The organism is Sedimentitalea xiamensis, assembly GCF_030164465.1.
Classification (GTDB): domain Bacteria; phylum Pseudomonadota; class Alphaproteobacteria; order Rhodobacterales; family Rhodobacteraceae; genus Sedimentitalea; species Sedimentitalea xiamensis.
Genome location: NZ_JASNJE010000011.1, coordinates 42,232 through 59,487, shown reverse-complemented (window position 1 = coordinate 59,487; position 17,256 = coordinate 42,232). Strand labels below are relative to the sequence as shown.

The 17,256-nt window shown below is 64.3% G+C and carries 16 protein-coding genes; 13 read left to right on the top strand and 3 right to left on the bottom strand.

Annotation, left to right across the window (positions count from 1 at the left end; translation table 11 throughout):
* Nucleotides 1-2,142, bottom strand: coding sequence for a malate synthase G (locus QO034_RS10880; RefSeq protein WP_284485558.1), 2,142 nt, complete (start codon nt 2,140-2,142; stop codon nt 1-3).
* A gap of 225 nt (nt 2,143-2,367) precedes the next feature.
* On the opposite strand from QO034_RS10880, the gene pepN reads away from it, so the two are divergent.
* From pepN to QO034_RS10835, 10 genes are all read left to right on the top strand, one after another.
* Nucleotides 2,368-4,923: an aminopeptidase N gene (gene pepN, locus QO034_RS10875; protein WP_284485557.1), complete on the top strand. Its 2,556-nt coding sequence runs from the start codon at nt 2,368-2,370 to the stop codon at nt 4,921-4,923.
* Nucleotides 4,924-5,664, top strand: coding sequence for an SDR family oxidoreductase (locus QO034_RS10870; protein ID WP_284485556.1), 741 nt, complete (start codon nt 4,924-4,926; stop codon nt 5,662-5,664).
* Nucleotides 5,661-6,095, top strand: a complete 435-nt coding sequence (locus QO034_RS10865) for a hypothetical protein (RefSeq protein WP_284485555.1) — start codon at nt 5,661-5,663, stop codon at nt 6,093-6,095. Before QO034_RS10870 ends, QO034_RS10865 begins: the two co-directional genes overlap by 4 nt.
* Nucleotides 6,096-6,167: 72 nt before the next feature.
* Nucleotides 6,168-7,757, top strand: coding sequence for an Asp-tRNA(Asn)/Glu-tRNA(Gln) amidotransferase subunit GatB (gatB, locus tag QO034_RS10860; protein ID WP_284485554.1), 1,590 nt, complete (start codon nt 6,168-6,170; stop codon nt 7,755-7,757).
* Between the two features lie 142 nt (nt 7,758-7,899).
* A complete protein-coding gene (locus QO034_RS10855) occupies nt 7,900-8,154 on the top strand; it encodes a hypothetical protein (protein ID WP_284485553.1) in 255 nt (84 codons plus the stop codon).
* A 45-nt stretch (nt 8,155-8,199) separates the two neighbouring features.
* On the top strand, nt 8,200-8,796 hold the full coding sequence (locus QO034_RS10850) for a hypothetical protein (RefSeq protein WP_284485552.1): 597 nt from the start codon (nt 8,200-8,202) through the stop codon (nt 8,794-8,796).
* The gene (locus QO034_RS23345) at nt 8,750-8,890 is read left to right on the top strand and encodes an HNH endonuclease (RefSeq protein ID WP_407696757.1); all 141 of its coding nucleotides are present in this window, start codon (nt 8,750-8,752) and stop codon (nt 8,888-8,890) included. The genes QO034_RS10850 and QO034_RS23345 overlap by 47 nt, the downstream gene beginning before the upstream one ends.
* 449 nt (nt 8,891-9,339) lie before the next feature.
* Nucleotides 9,340-9,873: a thioesterase family protein gene (locus QO034_RS10845; protein ID WP_284485551.1), complete on the top strand. Its 534-nt coding sequence runs from the start codon at nt 9,340-9,342 to the stop codon at nt 9,871-9,873.
* Nucleotides 9,874-9,883: 10 nt separating this feature from the next.
* A complete protein-coding gene (locus QO034_RS10840; RefSeq protein ID WP_284485550.1) occupies nt 9,884-10,333 on the top strand; it encodes a DUF4177 domain-containing protein in 450 nt (149 codons plus the stop codon).
* Between the two features lie 87 nt (nt 10,334-10,420).
* Nucleotides 10,421-10,876 (top strand): hypothetical protein, encoded by a 456-nt coding sequence (locus tag QO034_RS10835; protein ID WP_284485549.1) that lies wholly within the window; start codon nt 10,421-10,423, stop codon nt 10,874-10,876.
* A 9-nt stretch (nt 10,877-10,885) separates the two neighbouring features.
* On the opposite strand, the gene QO034_RS10830 is transcribed toward QO034_RS10835, so the two are convergent.
* Both QO034_RS10830 and QO034_RS10825 read right to left on the bottom strand, forming a co-directional pair.
* A complete protein-coding gene (locus QO034_RS10830; protein ID WP_284485548.1) occupies nt 10,886-12,820 on the bottom strand; it encodes a coiled-coil domain-containing protein in 1,935 nt (644 codons plus the stop codon).
* 84 nt (nt 12,821-12,904) lie between these two features.
* Nucleotides 12,905-13,162: a BolA family protein gene (locus QO034_RS10825; RefSeq protein ID WP_284485547.1), complete on the bottom strand. Its 258-nt coding sequence runs from the start codon at nt 13,160-13,162 to the stop codon at nt 12,905-12,907.
* A 106-nt stretch (nt 13,163-13,268) separates the two neighbouring features.
* On the opposite strand from QO034_RS10825, the gene QO034_RS10820 reads away from it, so the two are divergent.
* The 3 genes from QO034_RS10820 (at nt 13,269) to cobT (ending at nt 17,214) form a co-directional block, all read left to right on the top strand.
* On the top strand, nt 13,269-13,895 hold the full coding sequence (locus QO034_RS10820; RefSeq protein WP_284485546.1) for a J domain-containing protein: 627 nt from the start codon (nt 13,269-13,271) through the stop codon (nt 13,893-13,895).
* A 344-nt stretch (nt 13,896-14,239) separates the two neighbouring features.
* Nucleotides 14,240-15,226 (top strand): cobaltochelatase subunit CobS, encoded by a 987-nt coding sequence (cobS, locus tag QO034_RS10815; protein WP_284485545.1) that lies wholly within the window; start codon nt 14,240-14,242, stop codon nt 15,224-15,226.
* Nucleotides 15,227-15,339: 113 nt separating this feature from the next.
* A complete protein-coding gene (gene cobT, locus QO034_RS10810; RefSeq protein WP_284485544.1) occupies nt 15,340-17,214 on the top strand; it encodes a cobaltochelatase subunit CobT in 1,875 nt (624 codons plus the stop codon).
* Nucleotides 17,215-17,256 lie beyond the last annotated feature (42 nt).

Genomic DNA, 17,256 nt, shown 5'->3' with positions numbered 1-17,256 from the left:
TCAGCCGGCGGCCTTCAACTGCAATCTCCGGGCATGGAGCACCGGTTCCGTATAGCCCGACGGCTGTTCGCGCCCCTTGAAAACGAGGTCGCAGGCGGCCAGGAAAGCGATGCCGTCAAAACCGGGCGCCATGGCCCGATAGAACGGATCGCCGGCATTCTGCCCGTCCACGACCGCCGCCATCTTCTTCATCGCCTCCATCACCTGGGCTTCGCTGACCACGCCGTGATGCAGCCAGTTGGCAATGTGCTGGGCCGAGATCCGGCAGGTGGCGCGGTCTTCCATCAGGCCGACATTGTTGATGTCGGGCACCTTGGAACAGCCGACACCCTGGTCGATCCAGCGCACCACATAGCCCAGGATGCCCTGCGCGTTGTTCTCGACTTCGCGGACCTTCTGCTCGTCGGTCCAGCGCCGGTAGGTGGCCAGCGGAATGTCCAGCACGGCGTCCACATGCGCCCGCCGACCGCCGGCCTTGAGTTTCTCCTGCACCGTGAAGACATCGACCTTGTGGTAATGCAGCGCGTGCAGCGTCGCCGCCGTGGGGCTCGGCACCCAGGCGGTGTTGGCGCCGGCGCGGGGATGGGCGATCTTCTGGTCCAGCATCGCCTCCATCATGTCGGGCATCGCCCACATGCCTTTGCCGATCTGCGCCCTGCCCTGCAACCCGCATTCCAGGCCGATATCGACATTGCGGTCTTCGTAGGCGCCGATCCAGTCCTTGCGCTTGATGAAATCCTTGCGCGAGAACGGCCCGGCCTCCATCGAGGTGTGGATCTCGTCGCCGGTGCGGTCGAGGAACCCGGTATTGATGAAGCAGACCCGGCTTTTCGCCGCCTCGATGCACTGTTTCAGGTTGACGCTGGTGCGCCGTTCCTCGTCCATGATGCCGATCTTGACCGTGTTGCGCGGCAGGCCGAGCGCGTCCTCGACCATGTCGAAGGTCCGCGCGGCAAAGGCGACCTCGTCGGGTCCGTGCATTTTGGGTTTCACCACATAGACGGAGCCCTTGACCGAATTACCGCCCTCGCGCCCGAGGTCGTGCATGGCGATCAGCACGGTGATCATCGCATCCATCAGCCCTTCGTAGGTCTCGTTGCCGTCCCGGTCCAGGATCGCCGGGTTGGTCATCAGATGGCCGACATCGCGCACCAGCATTAACGCCCGCCCCTTCAGCGTCAGGGGGCTGCCGTCCGGCGCGGTATAGGTCCGGTCCGGGTTCAGCGCGCGGGTCATCGACTTGCCGCCCTTCTCGACGGTCGCCGACAGGTCGCCCTGCATCAGTCCCAGCCAGTTGCCATAGGCGAGCACCTTGTCCTCGGCATCGACGCAGGCCACGGAATCCTCACAGTCCATGATCACGGTCATGGCGCTTTCCAGCAGGACGTCGGCAAGCCCCGCCTGATCGCGGCTGCCGATCGGATGGGTGCGGTCGAACACCAGTTCGACGTGAAGCCCGTGGTTGACCAGGACCACCGCATCCGGCGCTTTCGGATGGCCGCGATAGCCGACGAACTGCGCCGGGTTCACCAGCGGGTGATCGTCCACCAGCAACGCGCCGTCGTTCACGTAATAGCGGCGCGCATCCGCATGGCTCGTCCCGGCGATCGGAAAGGCTTCGTCAAGAAACACCCGCGCCCGCGCCACGACCCGCGCCCCGCGGCCGCGGTCGTAGCCGCCGGCGGGCGGCTGGCTGCCCATGGCATCGGTCCCGTAGAACCCGTCATAGAGGCTGCCCCAGCGGGCGTTGGCGGCATTCAGGGCATAGCGGGCGTTGGTGACGGGCACCACGAGCTGCGGTCCCGGCACATGGGCGATCTCGGGATCAACATTGGCGGTATCGATTTCAAACGCCGAACCTTCGGGCAGGAGATACCCGATCTCTTCCAGGAACGCCTTGTAGGCGTCGTGGTCATGGGGCTGGCCGCGCCGCTCCAGATGCCAGGCGTCGATCTGGCGTTGAAGTTCTTCGCGCCGCTCCAGAAGCGCCCGGTTCTCGGGACCGAGATCATGCAGGACGCGCGACAGGCCGGACCAGAAATCGGCAGGCGACACGCCCGTTCCGGGCAAGGCCCTCTGTTCGATGAAATCCGCCAGTTCGGGTGCGATCCGCAGCCCGTCGATCAGTCTCCTGTCACTCATTCCCGGTCCCTCTGTCAAAATGTGTGCCGTCGTATGCCGAAGGGTTGTTAGAACGAAAGTTTCCGATAGGCAACATGCCGAACACCGGCGAAACGGCTTCCCCTGCGAGGCGCGCCCTTGCCGGCCAGATGCGCGCGCAAATGCCGGGGAAAAGAGCGGGGAAAGGTCGCTTGCGGGCCCGGGGCGAAGTTCCTAACCTGCGCCCACTGACACAGAGAGGCCCCCATGCGCGACGCCGCCCCCACGACGATCTTCCTGAAAGACTATTCGCCCTTCGGTTTCACGGCGGAGTCGGTTCATCTGCGGTTCGACCTGAACCCCAACGCCACGCGGGTCACGAGCAGGATCGCGTTCAGCCCGAACCCGGACGCCACGGATCGCCGGTTTTTCCTGCATGGCGAAAACCTGAAGCTGATCAGCGCCCGCATCGACGGCAAGGACGTCACCCCGGATGTGACCGGGGCGGGCCTGACCTGCCCGGTGCCGGATGCGCCTTTCATCTGGGAAGCCGTGGTCGAAATCGACCCGGCCAACAATACCGCGCTCGAAGGGCTCTACATGTCAAACGGCATGTACTGCACGCAATGCGAAGCCGAAGGGTTTCGCAAGATCACCTATTATCCCGACCGCCCCGACGTGCTGAGCGTTTTCACCGTGGACATCCACGGACCGCACCCGGTGCTGCTGTCCAACGGCAACCCGGTCAAGGCCGACAGGCACAGCGCGACCTGGCACGACCCCTGGCCCAAGCCGGCCTACCTGTTCGCACTGGTCGCGGGCGACCTGATCGCGCATTCGGACAGTTTCACCACCTGTTCGGGGAACAAGGTCGCGTTGAACCTCTGGGTGCGTCCCGGCGACGAAGACAAATGCGCCTTCGGGATGGAGGCGCTCAGGAAATCCATGGCCTGGGACGAAGAGGTCTATGGCCGGGAATACGATCTGGACGTGTTCAACATCGTCGCGGTGGACGATTTCAACATGGGCGCGATGGAAAACAAGGGGCTGAACATCTTCAACTCCTCCGCCGTCCTGGCCAGCCCCGAGACCGCGACCGATACCAATTTCGAACGTATCGAGGCGATCATCGCGCATGAATATTTCCACAACTGGACCGGCAACCGGATCACCTGCCGCGACTGGTTCCAGCTCTGCCTGAAGGAAGGGCTGACCGTCTTTCGCGACAGCCAGTTCACCAGCGACATGCGCAGCGCGCCGGTGAAGCGCATCACCGACGTGATCGACCTGCGCGCCCGCCAGTTCCCGGAGGATCAGGGACCGCTGGCGCATCCCGTGCGCCCGGAAAGCTTTCAGGAAATCAACAACTTCTACACCGCGACCGTCTATGAAAAAGGCGCCGAGGTGATCGGGATGCTGAAACGGCTGGTGGGCGATGCCGCCTATGCCGAGGCGCTGGACCTCTATTTCGCCCGCCATGACGGCCAGGCCTGCACCATCGAGGACTGGCTTGCGGTGTTCGAAGAGGTGACGGGCCGCGACCTGACCCAGTTCAAGCGCTGGTATTCGCAGGCCGGAACGCCGCGCCTGTCGGTGGCCGAAGACTGGGCCGACGGAACCTATACCCTGACCTTCACCCAGACCACGCCGCCTTCCGCCGCCACACCGGAGCCGAAGCCGCTGGTCATCCCGATCGATGTCGGCCTGCTCGGCGGCAACGGCGACGAGGTGCGCCCGACCGAAACGCTGGAAATGACCGGGGCGACGCAGAGCTTCCGTTTCGACGGGCTGGCGGCGAAACCGGTCCCGTCGATCCTGCGCGGGTTTTCGGCCCCGGTGGTGCTGGAGCGCGAGATGACATCGGCCGGCCGGGCCTTCCTGCTGGCGCATGACACCGACCCGTTCAACCGCTGGGAATCCGGCCGCGCGCTGGCGCGGGCAACGCTGATGGACATGATCCGCGACGGCGCGGCACCCGGAGCCGACTATCTCGACGGCATGCTGTCGGTCCTGCGCGACGACACGCTCGACCCCGCTTACCGGGCGCTGATGCTGGCGCAGCCGGGACAATCCGAATTGGCCGCCGCGCTTGCCGAAGACGGCACGACACCGGACCCGCACACGATCTGGCAGGCATCGGAAGGGCTGAAACAGGCGCTCGCCCAGCACGCGCAGGACGTTCTGCCCCGCATCCTCGCCGATTGCCGGGTCGACGGGGCCTACCGCCCCGACCCGGACCAGACCGGCAAGCGCGCCCTCGGCGGCGCGGCCCTGTCGTTGCTGACCCGCCTGGACGGCGGCGTCCAGGCCTCGGCGCAATATGCGACGGCGGACAACATGACCCTGCAACTGTCGGCCCTGTCCTGCCTGCTGTCCGCGCAGAAGGGCGAAGAGCAGGTTCTTTCCTTCTACCAGCAATGGAAGGCCGACCGCCTTGTGATCGACAAATGGTTCGGGCTTCAGGTCATGCAGGCGGCCCCGAACAAGGCCGTGGCGGTGGCGGATGCACTGACCCGTCACCCGGATTTCAACTGGAAGAATCCCAACCGCTTCCGCGCGACATTCGGCGCTCTTGGCATGAACCACGCGGGCTTTCACGCGTCCGACGGATCCGGCTATGCATTGCTGGCCGATTGGCTGATCCGGCTCGATCCCGTCAATCCGCAGACCACCGCGCGCATGTGCAGCGCCTTCCAGACCTGGCGGCGATACGATCCGGCCCGCCAGACGCTGATCGGGGCACAGCTGGACCGGATCCTCGCCGCTCCGGACCTGTCCCGCGACACGACGGAAATGATCTCCCGGATCAGAGAGGTGACATAGATGCGCAAAACCCTTCTAGTCACAGGGGCCAGCGCCGGCATCGGCGCGGCGTCGGCCCGGCTCGCCGCGACCCGGGGCTACGACCTGATCGTGAACTACAACAGCGACAGGGCAGGAGCAGAGGCCGTCGCATCCGACGCCCGCGCCGCCGGCGCGCGGGCTCTGATCTGCCAGGCCGACGTGGTCGACCCGGAGCAGATCACGGCCATGTTCGCACGGATCGACGCCGAATTCGGCAGGCTCGACGCGCTGGTCAACAACGCCGGCGTGGTGGACCAGACCGCCCGCGTGACCGACCTGACCCACGCCCGCCTGCGCCGGATGTTCGACATCAACGTCATCGGCGCGATCCTCGTCGCGAAAGAGGCCGTTTCGCGGATGCTTGCGCAGGGCGACGGGGGCGCAATCGTCAACATCTCATCCGCCGCCGCGCGTCTTGGTTCCGGCAACCAGTATGTCGATTATGCCGCCTCCAAGGCTGCCATCGACATCTTTACAAAGGGCCTGTCCGACGAGGTGGCCGGCGACAACATCCGGGTCAATTCGATCCGCCCCGGCCTGATCGACACCGACATCCACGCCAAGGGCGGTGAACCCGGCCGCGCCGCACGGCTGGCCCACATGGTCCCGATGAAGCGCACCGGATCGGCGGAGGAGATCGCAGACGCGGTTCTCTACCTGCTGTCGGATCAGGCCAGCTATGTCACCGGCACGGTTCTGGAGGTCACGGGCGGACGTTGACAGCGGACGTTTTCGTCTTTGTGCGCCCGGGCCGGTCCCGGCGCACGCTGGCCGTGCTGATCCCGGTCTACGCGACCCTGATCGGACTGTTCGTCCTGGTCGATGCGGCCTGGTGGGTGATCGGTCTTCTGGCGCTGCCGACCCTGCCCGCGCTCTGGGATCTCTGGCGCAACCCGAGCGCCGGCGTCCGGCTCGACGCGACAAGGATCCGCTGGCACAGCGGGCGGCGCTCGGGCGCGCTGGCGCTGAATGAAATCGACCACATGCGGTTTGACACGCGGTGGGATTTCTCGGTGCGGGTCAGCGCGGTGTTGAAGGGCGACAAACGCGTGCATCTCCCCTTTGAATCCACCCCGCCGCATCGTGAGTTCGAAACCGCTTTCGAGGATCGAAGGATCCCGGTGAAACGGACGCATTTTTCGTTTTTCTGATCCGTCCGCGGCCCTTGCCCCGCAGGGCGGGCTGGCCTAGAAGGCAAGGCGACATCGACAAGAGGCTGCCCCATGCTGGACCTGAGCTATACCGCCCCCAAGGCCAAGACCATCGCAGGTGCGAAATACGACTGGGAACTGGTGATCGGCATGGAGGTGCACGCCCAGGTCAGCTCCAACGCCAAGCTGTTTTCCGGCGCCTCGACCAAATTCGGGGCGGAACCCAATTCCAACGTGGCCTTCGTGGACGCGGCGATGCCGGGGATGCTGCCGGTGATCAACGAATATTGCGTCGAACAGGCGGTGCGCACCGGGCTGGGCCTGAAGGCCGAGATAAACCTTGTAAGCGCCTTTGACCGCAAGAATTATTTCTATCCCGACCTGCCACAGGGCTACCAGATTTCACAGCTTTACCACCCCATCGTCGGCGAAGGCGAGGTTCTGGTCGAGATGGGCGAAGGCGTGGCCCGCAAGGTGCGGATCGAGCGCATCCATATCGAGCAGGACGCGGGCAAGTCGATCCATGACATGGATCCAAACATGTCCTTCGTCGATCTCAATCGCACCGGGGTTGCGCTGATGGAGATCGTATCCCGCCCCGACATCCGCGGCCCGGAAGAGGCGGCGGCCTATGTCACCAAGCTGCGCCAGATCCTGCGCTATCTCGGGACCTGCGACGGCAACATGCAGAACGGCAACCTGCGGGCGGATGTGAACGTGTCGATCTGCCGGCCCGGGGATTATGAGAAGTATCAGGAAACTCAGGACTTTTCCCATCTCGGCACGCGCTGCGAGATCAAGAACATGAACTCGATGCGCTTCATCCAGCAAGCCATCGAGGTCGAGGCGCGGCGGCAGATCGCCATCGTCGAGGCCGGCGGCGCGGTGGTGCAGGAAACCCGGCTCTATGACCCGGACAAGGGCGAAACCCGGTCGATGCGGTCCAAGGAAGAGGCGCATGATTACCGCTATTTCCCCGATCCGGATCTCTTGCCGCTGGAGATCGAACAGGCCTGGGTGGACGAGATCGCGGCCAGCCTGCCGGAACTGCCGGACGAGAAAAAAGCACGGTTTGTCAAGGACTTCGAACTCTCCAACTATGACGCCTCTGTGTTGACCGCTGATCTGGAAAGTGCCGGATTTTTTGAAAGGGTGCTCCAATGCATAGATTCATCTGGACAAGTATTGGTCAGAACCAGAGAACGTATGGACCCCGACAACTCGCTGCCAAAACTTCCGATGGTAGATGGGAAATTCGCAGCAAACTGGATTATCAACGAGCTATTTGGGCAGTTAAAGAAGTCTGAACTAGGAATTGAAGCCAGTCCTATTTCGCCGGAGCAATTGGCGTCGTTGGTCTTGCTTGTAACCAAGGGCGACATCAGCGGCAAGATCGCCAAGGAACTCTTTGAAATCGTTTACAAGGAAGGCGGCGACCCGGCCGAGATCGTCGCCGCGCGCGGGATGAAACAGGTCACCGACACCGGCGCCATCGAGGCCGCGGTGGACGAGATCATCGCCGCCAACCCGGCGCAGGTGGAAAAGGCCAAGGTCAACCCGAAACTGGCCGGCTGGTTCGTCGGACAGGTGATGAAGGCGACCGGCGGCAAGGCCAACCCGGCCGCCGTCAACCAGATCGTGCAGGCCCGGCTGGGGCTGTAACCCGCCTGTGCCAGGCGTGCATACGCTGTGCATACCGCGTGCATACGCGGAGTGCAGCCGGGCGCGCAGTCAGATCCGCCTTCGCCGCGCCATTGCCAAGGGCTCCTATGCGATCTAGCGTCAGGTCGGCACGGGGGCCGGGATGAGCTACGCCAATACCGAGGCGCTGAAGGAGCGGACGCGCGAGCGGGTGCCGCTGCAATGGGCGGCGACGCAGATCGAGGCGTTCGACGACACCGGGAGCTGGGGCGACGAGGCGGAGGCGGCGTTTGCCGAGGTGCTGCGCTCAGGCAATGGCGCGGCAGCGGAGATGCTGCGGGCGATGCGGTCGTTTCTGGGCGAGAACGACATGATGGCTATTCTGACGGTGATAACGATGCGGTTGACCGAACTGTGACGCAATTGGCACAACAGTTACTATGTTTGGTTCGCGAGGAAAAACATGACATTCAGCAAATCTCAACGAGAAAGATTCCGAGAAAACCTCATTCTATTGTCTCCACCTGCGATCGTTCTGGAGAAGTTTGATTATCTCTGCTATCTGTGCGACGAGCGTCAGTTCGAGGATAGACTCGAAGATTTGCTGAAGGATGCTTGTCGGATGGCGAACTGGACGGTTCCTTGGGAACCAGAAGGTGTTCGCCTTACATTCAAAGCCAAAGTTCTAGACCACGACCATCCTGAATTCAAAAAAGATGTCGGCGGAGAGAATACTCCAGGAGAGGAACAATGCTACAGACGCGGTTTCGTGCATGGATTTGTCGCGGCAAAACAAAAAGTGGAACCGCTGACCGATGCGATCAGTCTACTTGAACCAATGGAAAGAGAAATCTGGCGTTGGCGAGCCGCTGAATTGCATGATCGCAGCGCCCTCTTTCGGGAATCAATTGAGGAACCAGACTACCCTTGTAAAATTCGATCAACTTTGCGGCGCTCAGGACTATCCCCAAAAAAAACGTTTCGCTGTATTGGAACGAGACAACAGAAGATGTGTGATTTGTGGCATATCTGCAAAAGATGGAGCGGTTTTACAGGTTGATCATATTGAACCGGTCGCGAAGGGAGGTTCAGATGAAATGAACAATCTGCAAACTCTCTGCTTCGACCGCAATAGTGGAAAGTCCGACAGCTAGCACCTTTATCCCTACCAATCCTTCTCTCATCAATCTGCCCCTGCGTCGGGCGGACACGTTGAAAAATCGGCGCGCGAAAATGACCTGGGCTCGCAGGGAGCGTTTGATCTGAAATGGCGAAGTGAGCCCCCACCCTACCGAAACGTACCGATGGATGACGCAAGATTTTCGCCCGGAACAAGGCCGAAGGCCGCCGGGCGAGCGCCGGCCCGTCCCGGCGGGTTGGCGCTTTGGGCACGGAGCGCGCCGAATGGAGGTCGTGCTACCATGGCTGCCATATCGAGGTGAACGATTGTTGGATGCGCCATCCCACGGGCAGGCGCGCGCCCGGCTGTGAACCAGGAGTCACCGCTTGCCGGGCGCGCTGGAAATACGGGGACAGTCTGCCCCCTACACCTCGTGAACAATGCCGGTTAGGGTGGCGGAAAAGTTCAGAAGGAGAGTTGCCGATGCCTGCCCCATTCATGTCGAGCGTGATGACGGTGAAACCGGACTGGATCGATTACAACGGCCATCTGAACATGGCCTATTACAACGTGCTGTTCGACGCCTGCGGGGACGAGGCCTATGAGCTCCTGGGGCTGGGGCCGGACTATGCGAGGACGCGGGGGTTCACGACCTATACGGCGGAGTTCCACATCTGCTACCTGCGCGAGCTGCACGAGGGCGACCGGGTGCGGGTGAGCCTGCAGCTGGTGGATCATTCCGACAGGAGCTTTCACACCTACCAGGAACTGTATCACGAGGACGGCTGGCTGGCGGCGACGGGCGAGGCGCTGGGGCTGCATATCGACATGAGCGGGCCGAAGGTGGCGCCCTTCCCGCCGGACGTGGCGGCGAGGTTCGCGGCGATGGCCGAGGCCCATGCCGCCCTGCCCCGCCCCGAGCGCGTCGGGCGCAGTATCGGGATAAGGCGCAAGACCGGCAAGGCGGCTGGCACTGGCCCCGCCACTGGGCTAGGGTCGCCGGACAGGAATCTCTGAAGGCCAGAACATGCCACTATTCGAGTACAAGGTCGTTCCCGCTCCGGCGAAGGGGGCCAAGGCCAAGGGCGTCAAGACGGCGGAAGGGCGGTTCGCCCTGTCCATCGAGGCGGTGCTGAACGACATGGGCGCGGCGGGGTGGGAATACCTGCGCGCCGAATTGCTGCCCAGCGAGGAACGCAGCGGCCTGACCGGATCGACGACCAACTGGCGCAACGTGCTGGTGTTCCGCCGGGAGCGCGACAGCGAGACGGAGGCGTTCAGGCCGCGATTGCTGGATGCGCCGGGTGCCGCGGCCCCCGCCAGCGTCCCGGCTCCGTCGGTGATCGCCGACGCCGACCTTGCCGGCAGCGGCGCGGAGGAGCCGGACACGGCGGATGATCCCGCCCGCGCGGAACCGGACGCGGCGAGTGCGGAACGGGCGGTTCTGCGGGCGCTGCGGTCGACGGATCAGCCGTGACGGCGGGGATTGTCAGCGGATCGGGACGGGTCTAGGTTTCCCGCGTGAGCGGTGCCGCGACCATGCGCGCCGCCCGGATGCGAAAGCGTGATGCCGATGGCCCTGACCGAGTCCCAGCGCGATTTTGTCGAGATCTTCGTCCTGGGTCGCTCCGCGCCCATCGACACCGGGGGCGATGACCCGCTGGCGGTCTGGAACTCCGCCAAGGAAAGCACGGATGCCGGCATTTCCGCCCTGCAGGCGGCGATACGGTCCTACAAGCATCCCGATCTGGACAACATCGCCGATGCGGGGCTGAACGGTGTGACCGAAGGCAACCAGACGGCGATGATGCGCGCCCTGATGGAGTTCCGGGGCGCCGCGCCCGCGGATCGCGCGAAAAAGGCGGTGGCGCTGGTGCAGCAGGTCGATGCCTATCGCGGCTTTCTGGACAGCAACCGGGTCATTGCGCTCTGCGAAAGGAACCCGTTCGGCGTGTCGGTGCCGATCCGGGCACAGCTGGGCGCCGCCCTGGACCGGATCGCCGCCATCGCGGCCCGGTAGTCACCTCTCTCAAAGACGTCCGTAGTTGTCGATGAATGTCTGAAGACGCGGCTTGATCGTGTTCTGCAGGTAGTCATTCAGCGCGTCCCTGACCGCCTGCTGGCCGCCCAGGGCGGTGAAATGCCGGGTCTCCGTGGTGAAGTCGTTTCCCGGATAATACACCTTCGGGGTCTTGTTGGCGCCGGTTTCCAGCGTCGCGTGAACCCGTGCGGTGATGGTGCTGCGCTTCAGGAGACTGTCCAGCAGCGTATCGACATTGACCGGATCGCCGTTCGGCTTGCGGGCTTCCAGAACGCCATTCGCGTCCGAACTGAGGTTGCCGCCGAAGAACGAGACGTGAATGGCGCAATCGGCATAGGTGGAGCCGCTGTCCGGAAAGGATTTGCCGATGATCCCGAGGGCCTTTTTCCAGATTTCGGCGTTCGCGGGCTTGTATTGCGCGAGCAGCGCGGCGTTCAGATCGGCGGTGGCGGTGGCGACGGTGGCCTTGCCGGTCAGGGCCTTGCCCGCGCAATCGACGACGATGGTGTTGCGCACCATCGGCACCAGTTCCTTGAAGGCCGGATCCTCGCGCAGAAGCAGGATCGCCTGCCGCTCGGCCTCGCGTTGCAGCTTGCGCTGCGCGAGCGCTTCGGCCTTGGCCTTTGACGCCCGCGCGTCAAGGATCTCCTTCAGCTTCGCCTCGATCTGGGCTTCGATCTCGGGCGTCAGCGTGTCGATGTCGGCGCTGTCGTCCAGCCCCTGCTCCAGCCCTTCGAGCACCGCCTCGTCGATCAGCAGGTCGTCGACCGGGACCGGATCGCCCTCGCGCGGCAGGGCGGCGATCTGTTCCGCGCTGGCGCGGGCCGCCGCGATCAGCCTCGGTCTGTTGTCGTCGGACCGTTTCCGGCGCAGCGCCGCATTGCCCGCGTCGACATCCTGATCCAGACCAGCGATCAGGTCGAAAATGCGCGAGATCCCGAGCGCGGTGTCCCCCTTGGCCGCCGATTTGCCGATGAAGTCGGATTCGTTGCGGCGCGCGGATAGACGGTCCTGGAACGATTTGCGCGTCAGTCCGGTATCGGCGACGGGGGCATCCTCCGCGATGCCGTCAAGCGCGGCGCTCAGGGTCTTCGCGGTGTCGGCCAGTTGGGAGAAGGCCCCGGCCAGAGCGGCGTTCATCTGGTCGATCACGGATTTCGCGTCCTGCACCGTCATCGCGCGGGCGGCGACCGGGACGAGATCGATGTCGCATTGCTCTGCGGCGTCGGCCGCGGCCCGCGCGTCGTTCGCATCCTTGCGGATCTTCTGCTTCAGCGCCGTGGCTTCGGCGATCATGGTGTCGACGGACCGTTGCGCCGCATCCCGTTTCTTGCGCTGCGCCTCCGCGTTCGACACCAGCGCCGCGCGTTCCGCGTCCAGGGCCTTCAGCTTCGCGCCCTCGGTCTGAAGCCTGGACACGGCCAGGAAATAGGTCTTGTGAATGCTCTTGCTGACAGCGGGATTCGGTGTGATGCCCTGAAACTCGGCGATCCAGTCCCGGATCGCGTCGGGCAGGTCCGGCACCGGTCTGGCCAGCGCCGGATAGGCCGCTTCCAGATCGAGGCGCGACATGTTCGCGGAATCGACTTCGCGCTGAAGATCCCGGATGTCGGCGTTTAGAAGCAGCAGCGTGTCCTCGTCCACCGTCAGGGCGGATTGCGCGTCCTGCAGGACGGACTTCTCCGCGTCGATCCGCTGCGTCAGCCCGGCCTGAAGCTGCCGCGACCGGGCGATCCGGTCCCGCAGCGCGGCTTCGGCCGCCTGGAGCCGGACCTTTTCCTTGCGCAGCCTGTGGGCTTCGGTCTGAGGGTCGGCTTCGCCCTTCTCGGTCTTGAGCGTTCCGGCGAGAACCTGCTGTGCCGCCAGCAAGGCGCGCATGTCGGGGAGCGCCGACAGGTCGATAGCGGCTTTTGCAACGCGCATGATCAAGATCTCCGACACGCCCTGAAAACCGACGCTAGGGGGCCGCCGCGTCTTTGTCCAGCCGCCTGTGCGGCATCGGCCGGTTCAGCCGTCGATGTCCAGGGACAGGGCGTGGATCCGCCCGACCAGCTCCGGGCCAAGCGCCGAATGGACGGCGCGATGGCGCTGGATGCGGGACTGGTCCCGGAAAGCGTCGGCCCGGATCGTCACGTTGAAATGGCTTTCCCCGCCGTCCCGGTAGCCCGCATGCCCGCGATGCCGCTCGCTGTCGTCCACCACCGTCAGGACGCTCGGCGCGAAGGCGGATTGCAGGCGGGTTCTGATCTCTTCTGTCACGCTCATATCATCAATTGCCGCAAATATTTTGCCGCACCCTCTTCTATCTGCCGGGACATTGACTAAACTCCTGTCTCCGACTCGAAAATGCTGCGTCCGAAAGGGATCCGCAATGACAAAATCAGACCCGTTTGGATTCGACATGTCGATCAAGTCGGCCAAGAAAAAGAACCCGCGCGGCCGGCGGGGGATGTCGGGCGCATCCGAAACCTCCGTGCGGCAGTGCGAACACGAAGGCTGCGAGGAGCCGGGAAAATTCCGCGCGCCCAAGGCGCCGGACGTTCTGGACGACTATTTCTGGTTCTGCCAGCAGCACGTGCGGGAATACAATCTCAAATGGAACTTCTTCGACGGCACCACCGAAGCGGAGATCAACGCGCAGCAATCCAAGGACAAGGTCTGGGAACGCGCGACGAAGCCGATGGGCGACCCGGAAGCCCGCGCCTGGGCCAGGCTGGGCATCGAGGACCCGCACCAGGTGCTGGGCGCCAACGCGACGCAGAACCCGGGCCGCAGCAACGGCGCCGGCAAGCGGCTGCCGCCCACGGAGCGCCGGGCGGTGGAAATCCTCGACGCCAGGGACAGCTGGACCAAGACCGAAGTGCGCGCGGCCTACAAGAAGCTGATCAAGGTGCTGCATCCGGACATGAACGGCGGCGACCGCAGCCAGGAAGAACAGTTGCAGGAAGTCGTCTGGGCCTGGGACCAGATCAAGGCCAGCCGGAATTTCAAGGACTGAGCGGTGCGGGGGCGCTGCCCCCGTCCGCCTGCGGCGGACTCCCCCGGAGTATTTCGGCAAAGATGAAGGGGGGAACCATGTTTCTCTTCTTGCCGCAAATACTCCAGGGAGTTTGAGGGACAACGTCCCTCAAGGCCCGCGTGGCCTGAACGCGAATGGATCGCTTGCGCCGAAGGCGCGCCTTTCCGGCACGGCGCGGACGACGCCCTCACCCCCTCCCCGCCGCGAGATCGCTTGTCTCGGGCCGAAATTCCCGCCGCCTTCCCCTTGCCCTTGGCCGCGTTATGTTGCACGACGTGCGGGTTCGGACCCCATCCGGGGGACAGAGGAAAAGGACGACGGGCATGGCCGATGGCGCAATGGACATGAATGCGAAGCCGACCGAGGAGATTTCGGTGCGGGAAGTCTTCGGGATCGACACTCCGATGACGGTCAAGGGATTTGCAGACCGCACCGACCGCGTGCCCGAGGTGGACCATACCTACAAGTTCGATCCCGACACCACGTTGGCGATCCTGGCCGGGTTTTCGCACAATCGCCGGGTGATGATCCAGGGCTATCACGGCACCGGCAAGTCGACCCATATCGAGCAGGTGGCGGCGCGGCTGAACTGGCCCACGGTGCGGGTCAACCTCGACAGCCATATCAGCCGGATCGACCTGATCGGCAAGGACGCGATCAAGCTGCGCGACGGCAAGCAGGTGACCGAGTTCCACGAGGGCATCCTGCCCTGGGCCCTGCGCAACCCGACCGCCATCGTCTTCGACGAATATGACGCGGGCCGGGCCGACGTGATGTTCGTGATTCAGCGAGTGCTGGAGCATGACGGCAAGCTGACATTGCTCGACCAGAACGAGATCATAACGCCGAACAAGTATTTCCGCCTGTTCGCGACCTCCAACACGGTGGGTCTGGGCGACACCACGGGGCTTTACCACGGGACCCAGCAGATCAACCAGGCGCAAATGGACCGCTGGTCTCTGGTGGCGACGCTGAACTATCTGAGCCACGATGCCGAGAGCGCCATCGTGCTGGCCAAGGCGCCGCATTACAACACCGAGAAGGGCCGCAAGATCGTCGGCCAGATGGTGACGGTGGCCGACCTGACCCGGACCGCCTTCATGAACGGGGATCTTTCCACGGTGATGAGCCCGCGCACGGTGATCACCTGGGCGCAGAACGCCGAGATCTTCCGCAACGTGGGCTATGCCTTCCGCCTGTCGTTCCTGAACAAGTGCGACGAGCTGGAGCGGCAGACCGTCGCCGAGTTCTACCAGCGCTGTTTTGACGAGGAACTGCCGGAAAGCGCGGCGAGCACCGCCTTGGGGTAGGTCTTGCGCCGCGGAAATCGCGCCGGGGGCGCGATGCCTCCGGCGGGAGTATTTCGGGCAAGAGGAAGCGGGCGCGGCTTGTCATTTTATGCGATGCGGGGTGAGATGGGCTGATGGCACAGAAATCCGACAATCCGGCCGATCCCTTCAAGAAGGCTCTGGCCGAGGCCACCAAGGTGATGGCCGACGATCCCGATCTGACGATCAGCTACACGGTCGATCCTTCGGGCCTGTCGGGCGATTCCATGCGTCTGCCGCAGGTCAGCCGGCGGATGACGCGGGACGAGGTGCTGCTGGCGCGCGGCACCGCCGATGCGCTGGCGCTGAACCGCAAGTATCACAGCGACAAGACCCATGCGCGCTATGCGCCGCCGGGCGAGATGGCGCGCGATCTCTACGAGGCGATGGAAACCGCGCGCTGCGAGGCGATGGGCGCGCGCGACATGCCGGGCACCGCGGGCAATATCGACGCCAAGATCGGCCACGAAGCGCAGCGCAAGGGCTATGACCAGATCAGCGAGGCGTCCGAAGCGCCGCTGGCGGTTGCGGCAGGCTACCTGATCCGCCATCTGGCCACGGGCCGCGATCTGCCGGCGGGCGCGCAGAACGTGATGGAGCTGTGGCGCGGTTTCATCGAGGAGCAGGCGGGCGACCGGCTGGACGATCTGAAGGACATCCTGGCCGACCAGACCGAATTCGCGAAATTCGCCCGCAAGGTGATTTCGGATCTCGGTTATGGCGACCAGCTGGGCGAGGACCCCGACAGCCAGGACGACGACCAGGAAGATCAGGCCGAGGACGATACCGAGGACGATCAGACCCCGGACAGCACCGGCGAGGACGACGACGACCAGGCGGCGGATGCCGATCCCGAGCAGAGCCAGGAGGACCAGCAGGACCAGGCGCAGGCGCAGCTCAGCGCCGACGACCTCGCGGACCAGGACATGGCCGAGGACGCGGAGATGCCCGAGGGAGAGGCGCCGCTGGAGCCGCCCGTCCCGCAGCCGGTTTCCGATGCGGACCCGAATTACAAGGTCTACCGGACCCAGGACGACGAGGAGATCGCCGCCGAGGATCTGGCCGATCCGGTCGAGCTGGAACGGTTGCGGGCCTATCTCGACCAGCAGCTCGAACCCCTGAAGGGGGCCGTCAGCCGATTGGCCAACAAGTTGCAGCGCCGGCTTCAGGCGCAGCAGAACCGGAGCTGGGAATTCGACCGGGAGGAAGGCATTCTGGATGCCGGCCGTCTGGCCCGCGTGGTCGCCAACCCGACGACGCCGCTGTCCTTCAAGGTGGAGAAGGACACGGAGTTCCGCGACACCATCGTGACGCTGCTGCTGGACAATTCCGGCAGCATGCGGGGGCGGCCGATTTCCATCGCGGCGATCTGCGCCGACGTGCTGGCGCGCACCCTGGAACGCTGCAACGTCAAGGTCGAGATCCTCGGCTTTACCACCAAGGCCTGGAAGGGCGGCATGGCGCGCGAAGCCTGGCTGAACGATGGCCGCCCGCAGCAGCCGGGCCGTCTGAACGACCTGCGCCATATCATCTACAAGCGCGCCGATGCCCCCTGGCGGCGGGCGCGGCCGAACCTTGGACTGATGATGAAGGAAGGGCTGCTGAAGGAAAACATCGACGGCGAGGCGCTGGAATGGGCGCATCGCCGGATGGTGAACCGGCGCGAGGCGCGCAAGATCCTGATGGTGATATCGGACGGCGCGCCGGTCGACGATTCGACCCTGTCGGTCAACCCCGCGAACTATCTGGAAAAGCACCTGCGCGACGTGATCGCGATGGTGGAAAAACGCAAGCAGGTCGAACTGCTGGCGATCGGGATCGGCCATGACGTGACGCGCTATTACGACCGCGCCGTGACCATCACCGATGTGGAGCAGCTGGCCGGCGCGATGACCGAGCAGCTTGCGGCGCTGTTTGACAGCGACCCGCGGGCGCGGGCGCGGGTCATGGGTATCAAGCGGGCGAGTTGACCGGCGACCGGATCGTTCGGTCCGGCGCGGGCCGCGGGCGGA

Bases quoted from the DNA above. Each gene is read 5' to 3' on its own strand.
- QO034_RS10880 (WP_284485558.1), bottom strand. From the start codon at position 2,142: ATGAGTGACAGGAGACTGATCGACGGGCTGCGGATCGCACCCGAACTG.
- pepN (WP_284485557.1), top strand. From the start codon at position 2,368: ATGCGCGACGCCGCCCCCACGACGATCTTCCTGAAAGACTATTCGCCC.
- QO034_RS10870 (WP_284485556.1), top strand. From the start codon at position 4,924: ATGCGCAAAACCCTTCTAGTCACAGGGGCCAGCGCCGGCATCGGCGCG.
- gatB (WP_284485554.1), top strand. From the start codon at position 6,168: ATGCTGGACCTGAGCTATACCGCCCCCAAGGCCAAGACCATCGCAGGT.
- QO034_RS10855 (WP_284485553.1), top strand. From the start codon at position 7,900: ATGAGCTACGCCAATACCGAGGCGCTGAAGGAGCGGACGCGCGAGCGG.
- QO034_RS10850 (WP_284485552.1), top strand. From the start codon at position 8,200: ATGACATTCAGCAAATCTCAACGAGAAAGATTCCGAGAAAACCTCATT.
- QO034_RS10845 (WP_284485551.1), top strand. From the start codon at position 9,340: ATGCCTGCCCCATTCATGTCGAGCGTGATGACGGTGAAACCGGACTGG.
- QO034_RS10840 (WP_284485550.1), top strand. From the start codon at position 9,884: ATGCCACTATTCGAGTACAAGGTCGTTCCCGCTCCGGCGAAGGGGGCC.
- QO034_RS10830 (WP_284485548.1), bottom strand. From the start codon at position 12,820: ATGCGCGTTGCAAAAGCCGCTATCGACCTGTCGGCGCTCCCCGACATG.
- QO034_RS10825 (WP_284485547.1), bottom strand. From the start codon at position 13,162: ATGAGCGTGACAGAAGAGATCAGAACCCGCCTGCAATCCGCCTTCGCG.
- QO034_RS10820 (WP_284485546.1), top strand. From the start codon at position 13,269: ATGACAAAATCAGACCCGTTTGGATTCGACATGTCGATCAAGTCGGCC.
- cobS (WP_284485545.1), top strand. From the start codon at position 14,240: ATGGCCGATGGCGCAATGGACATGAATGCGAAGCCGACCGAGGAGATT.
- cobT (WP_284485544.1), top strand. From the start codon at position 15,340: ATGGCACAGAAATCCGACAATCCGGCCGATCCCTTCAAGAAGGCTCTG.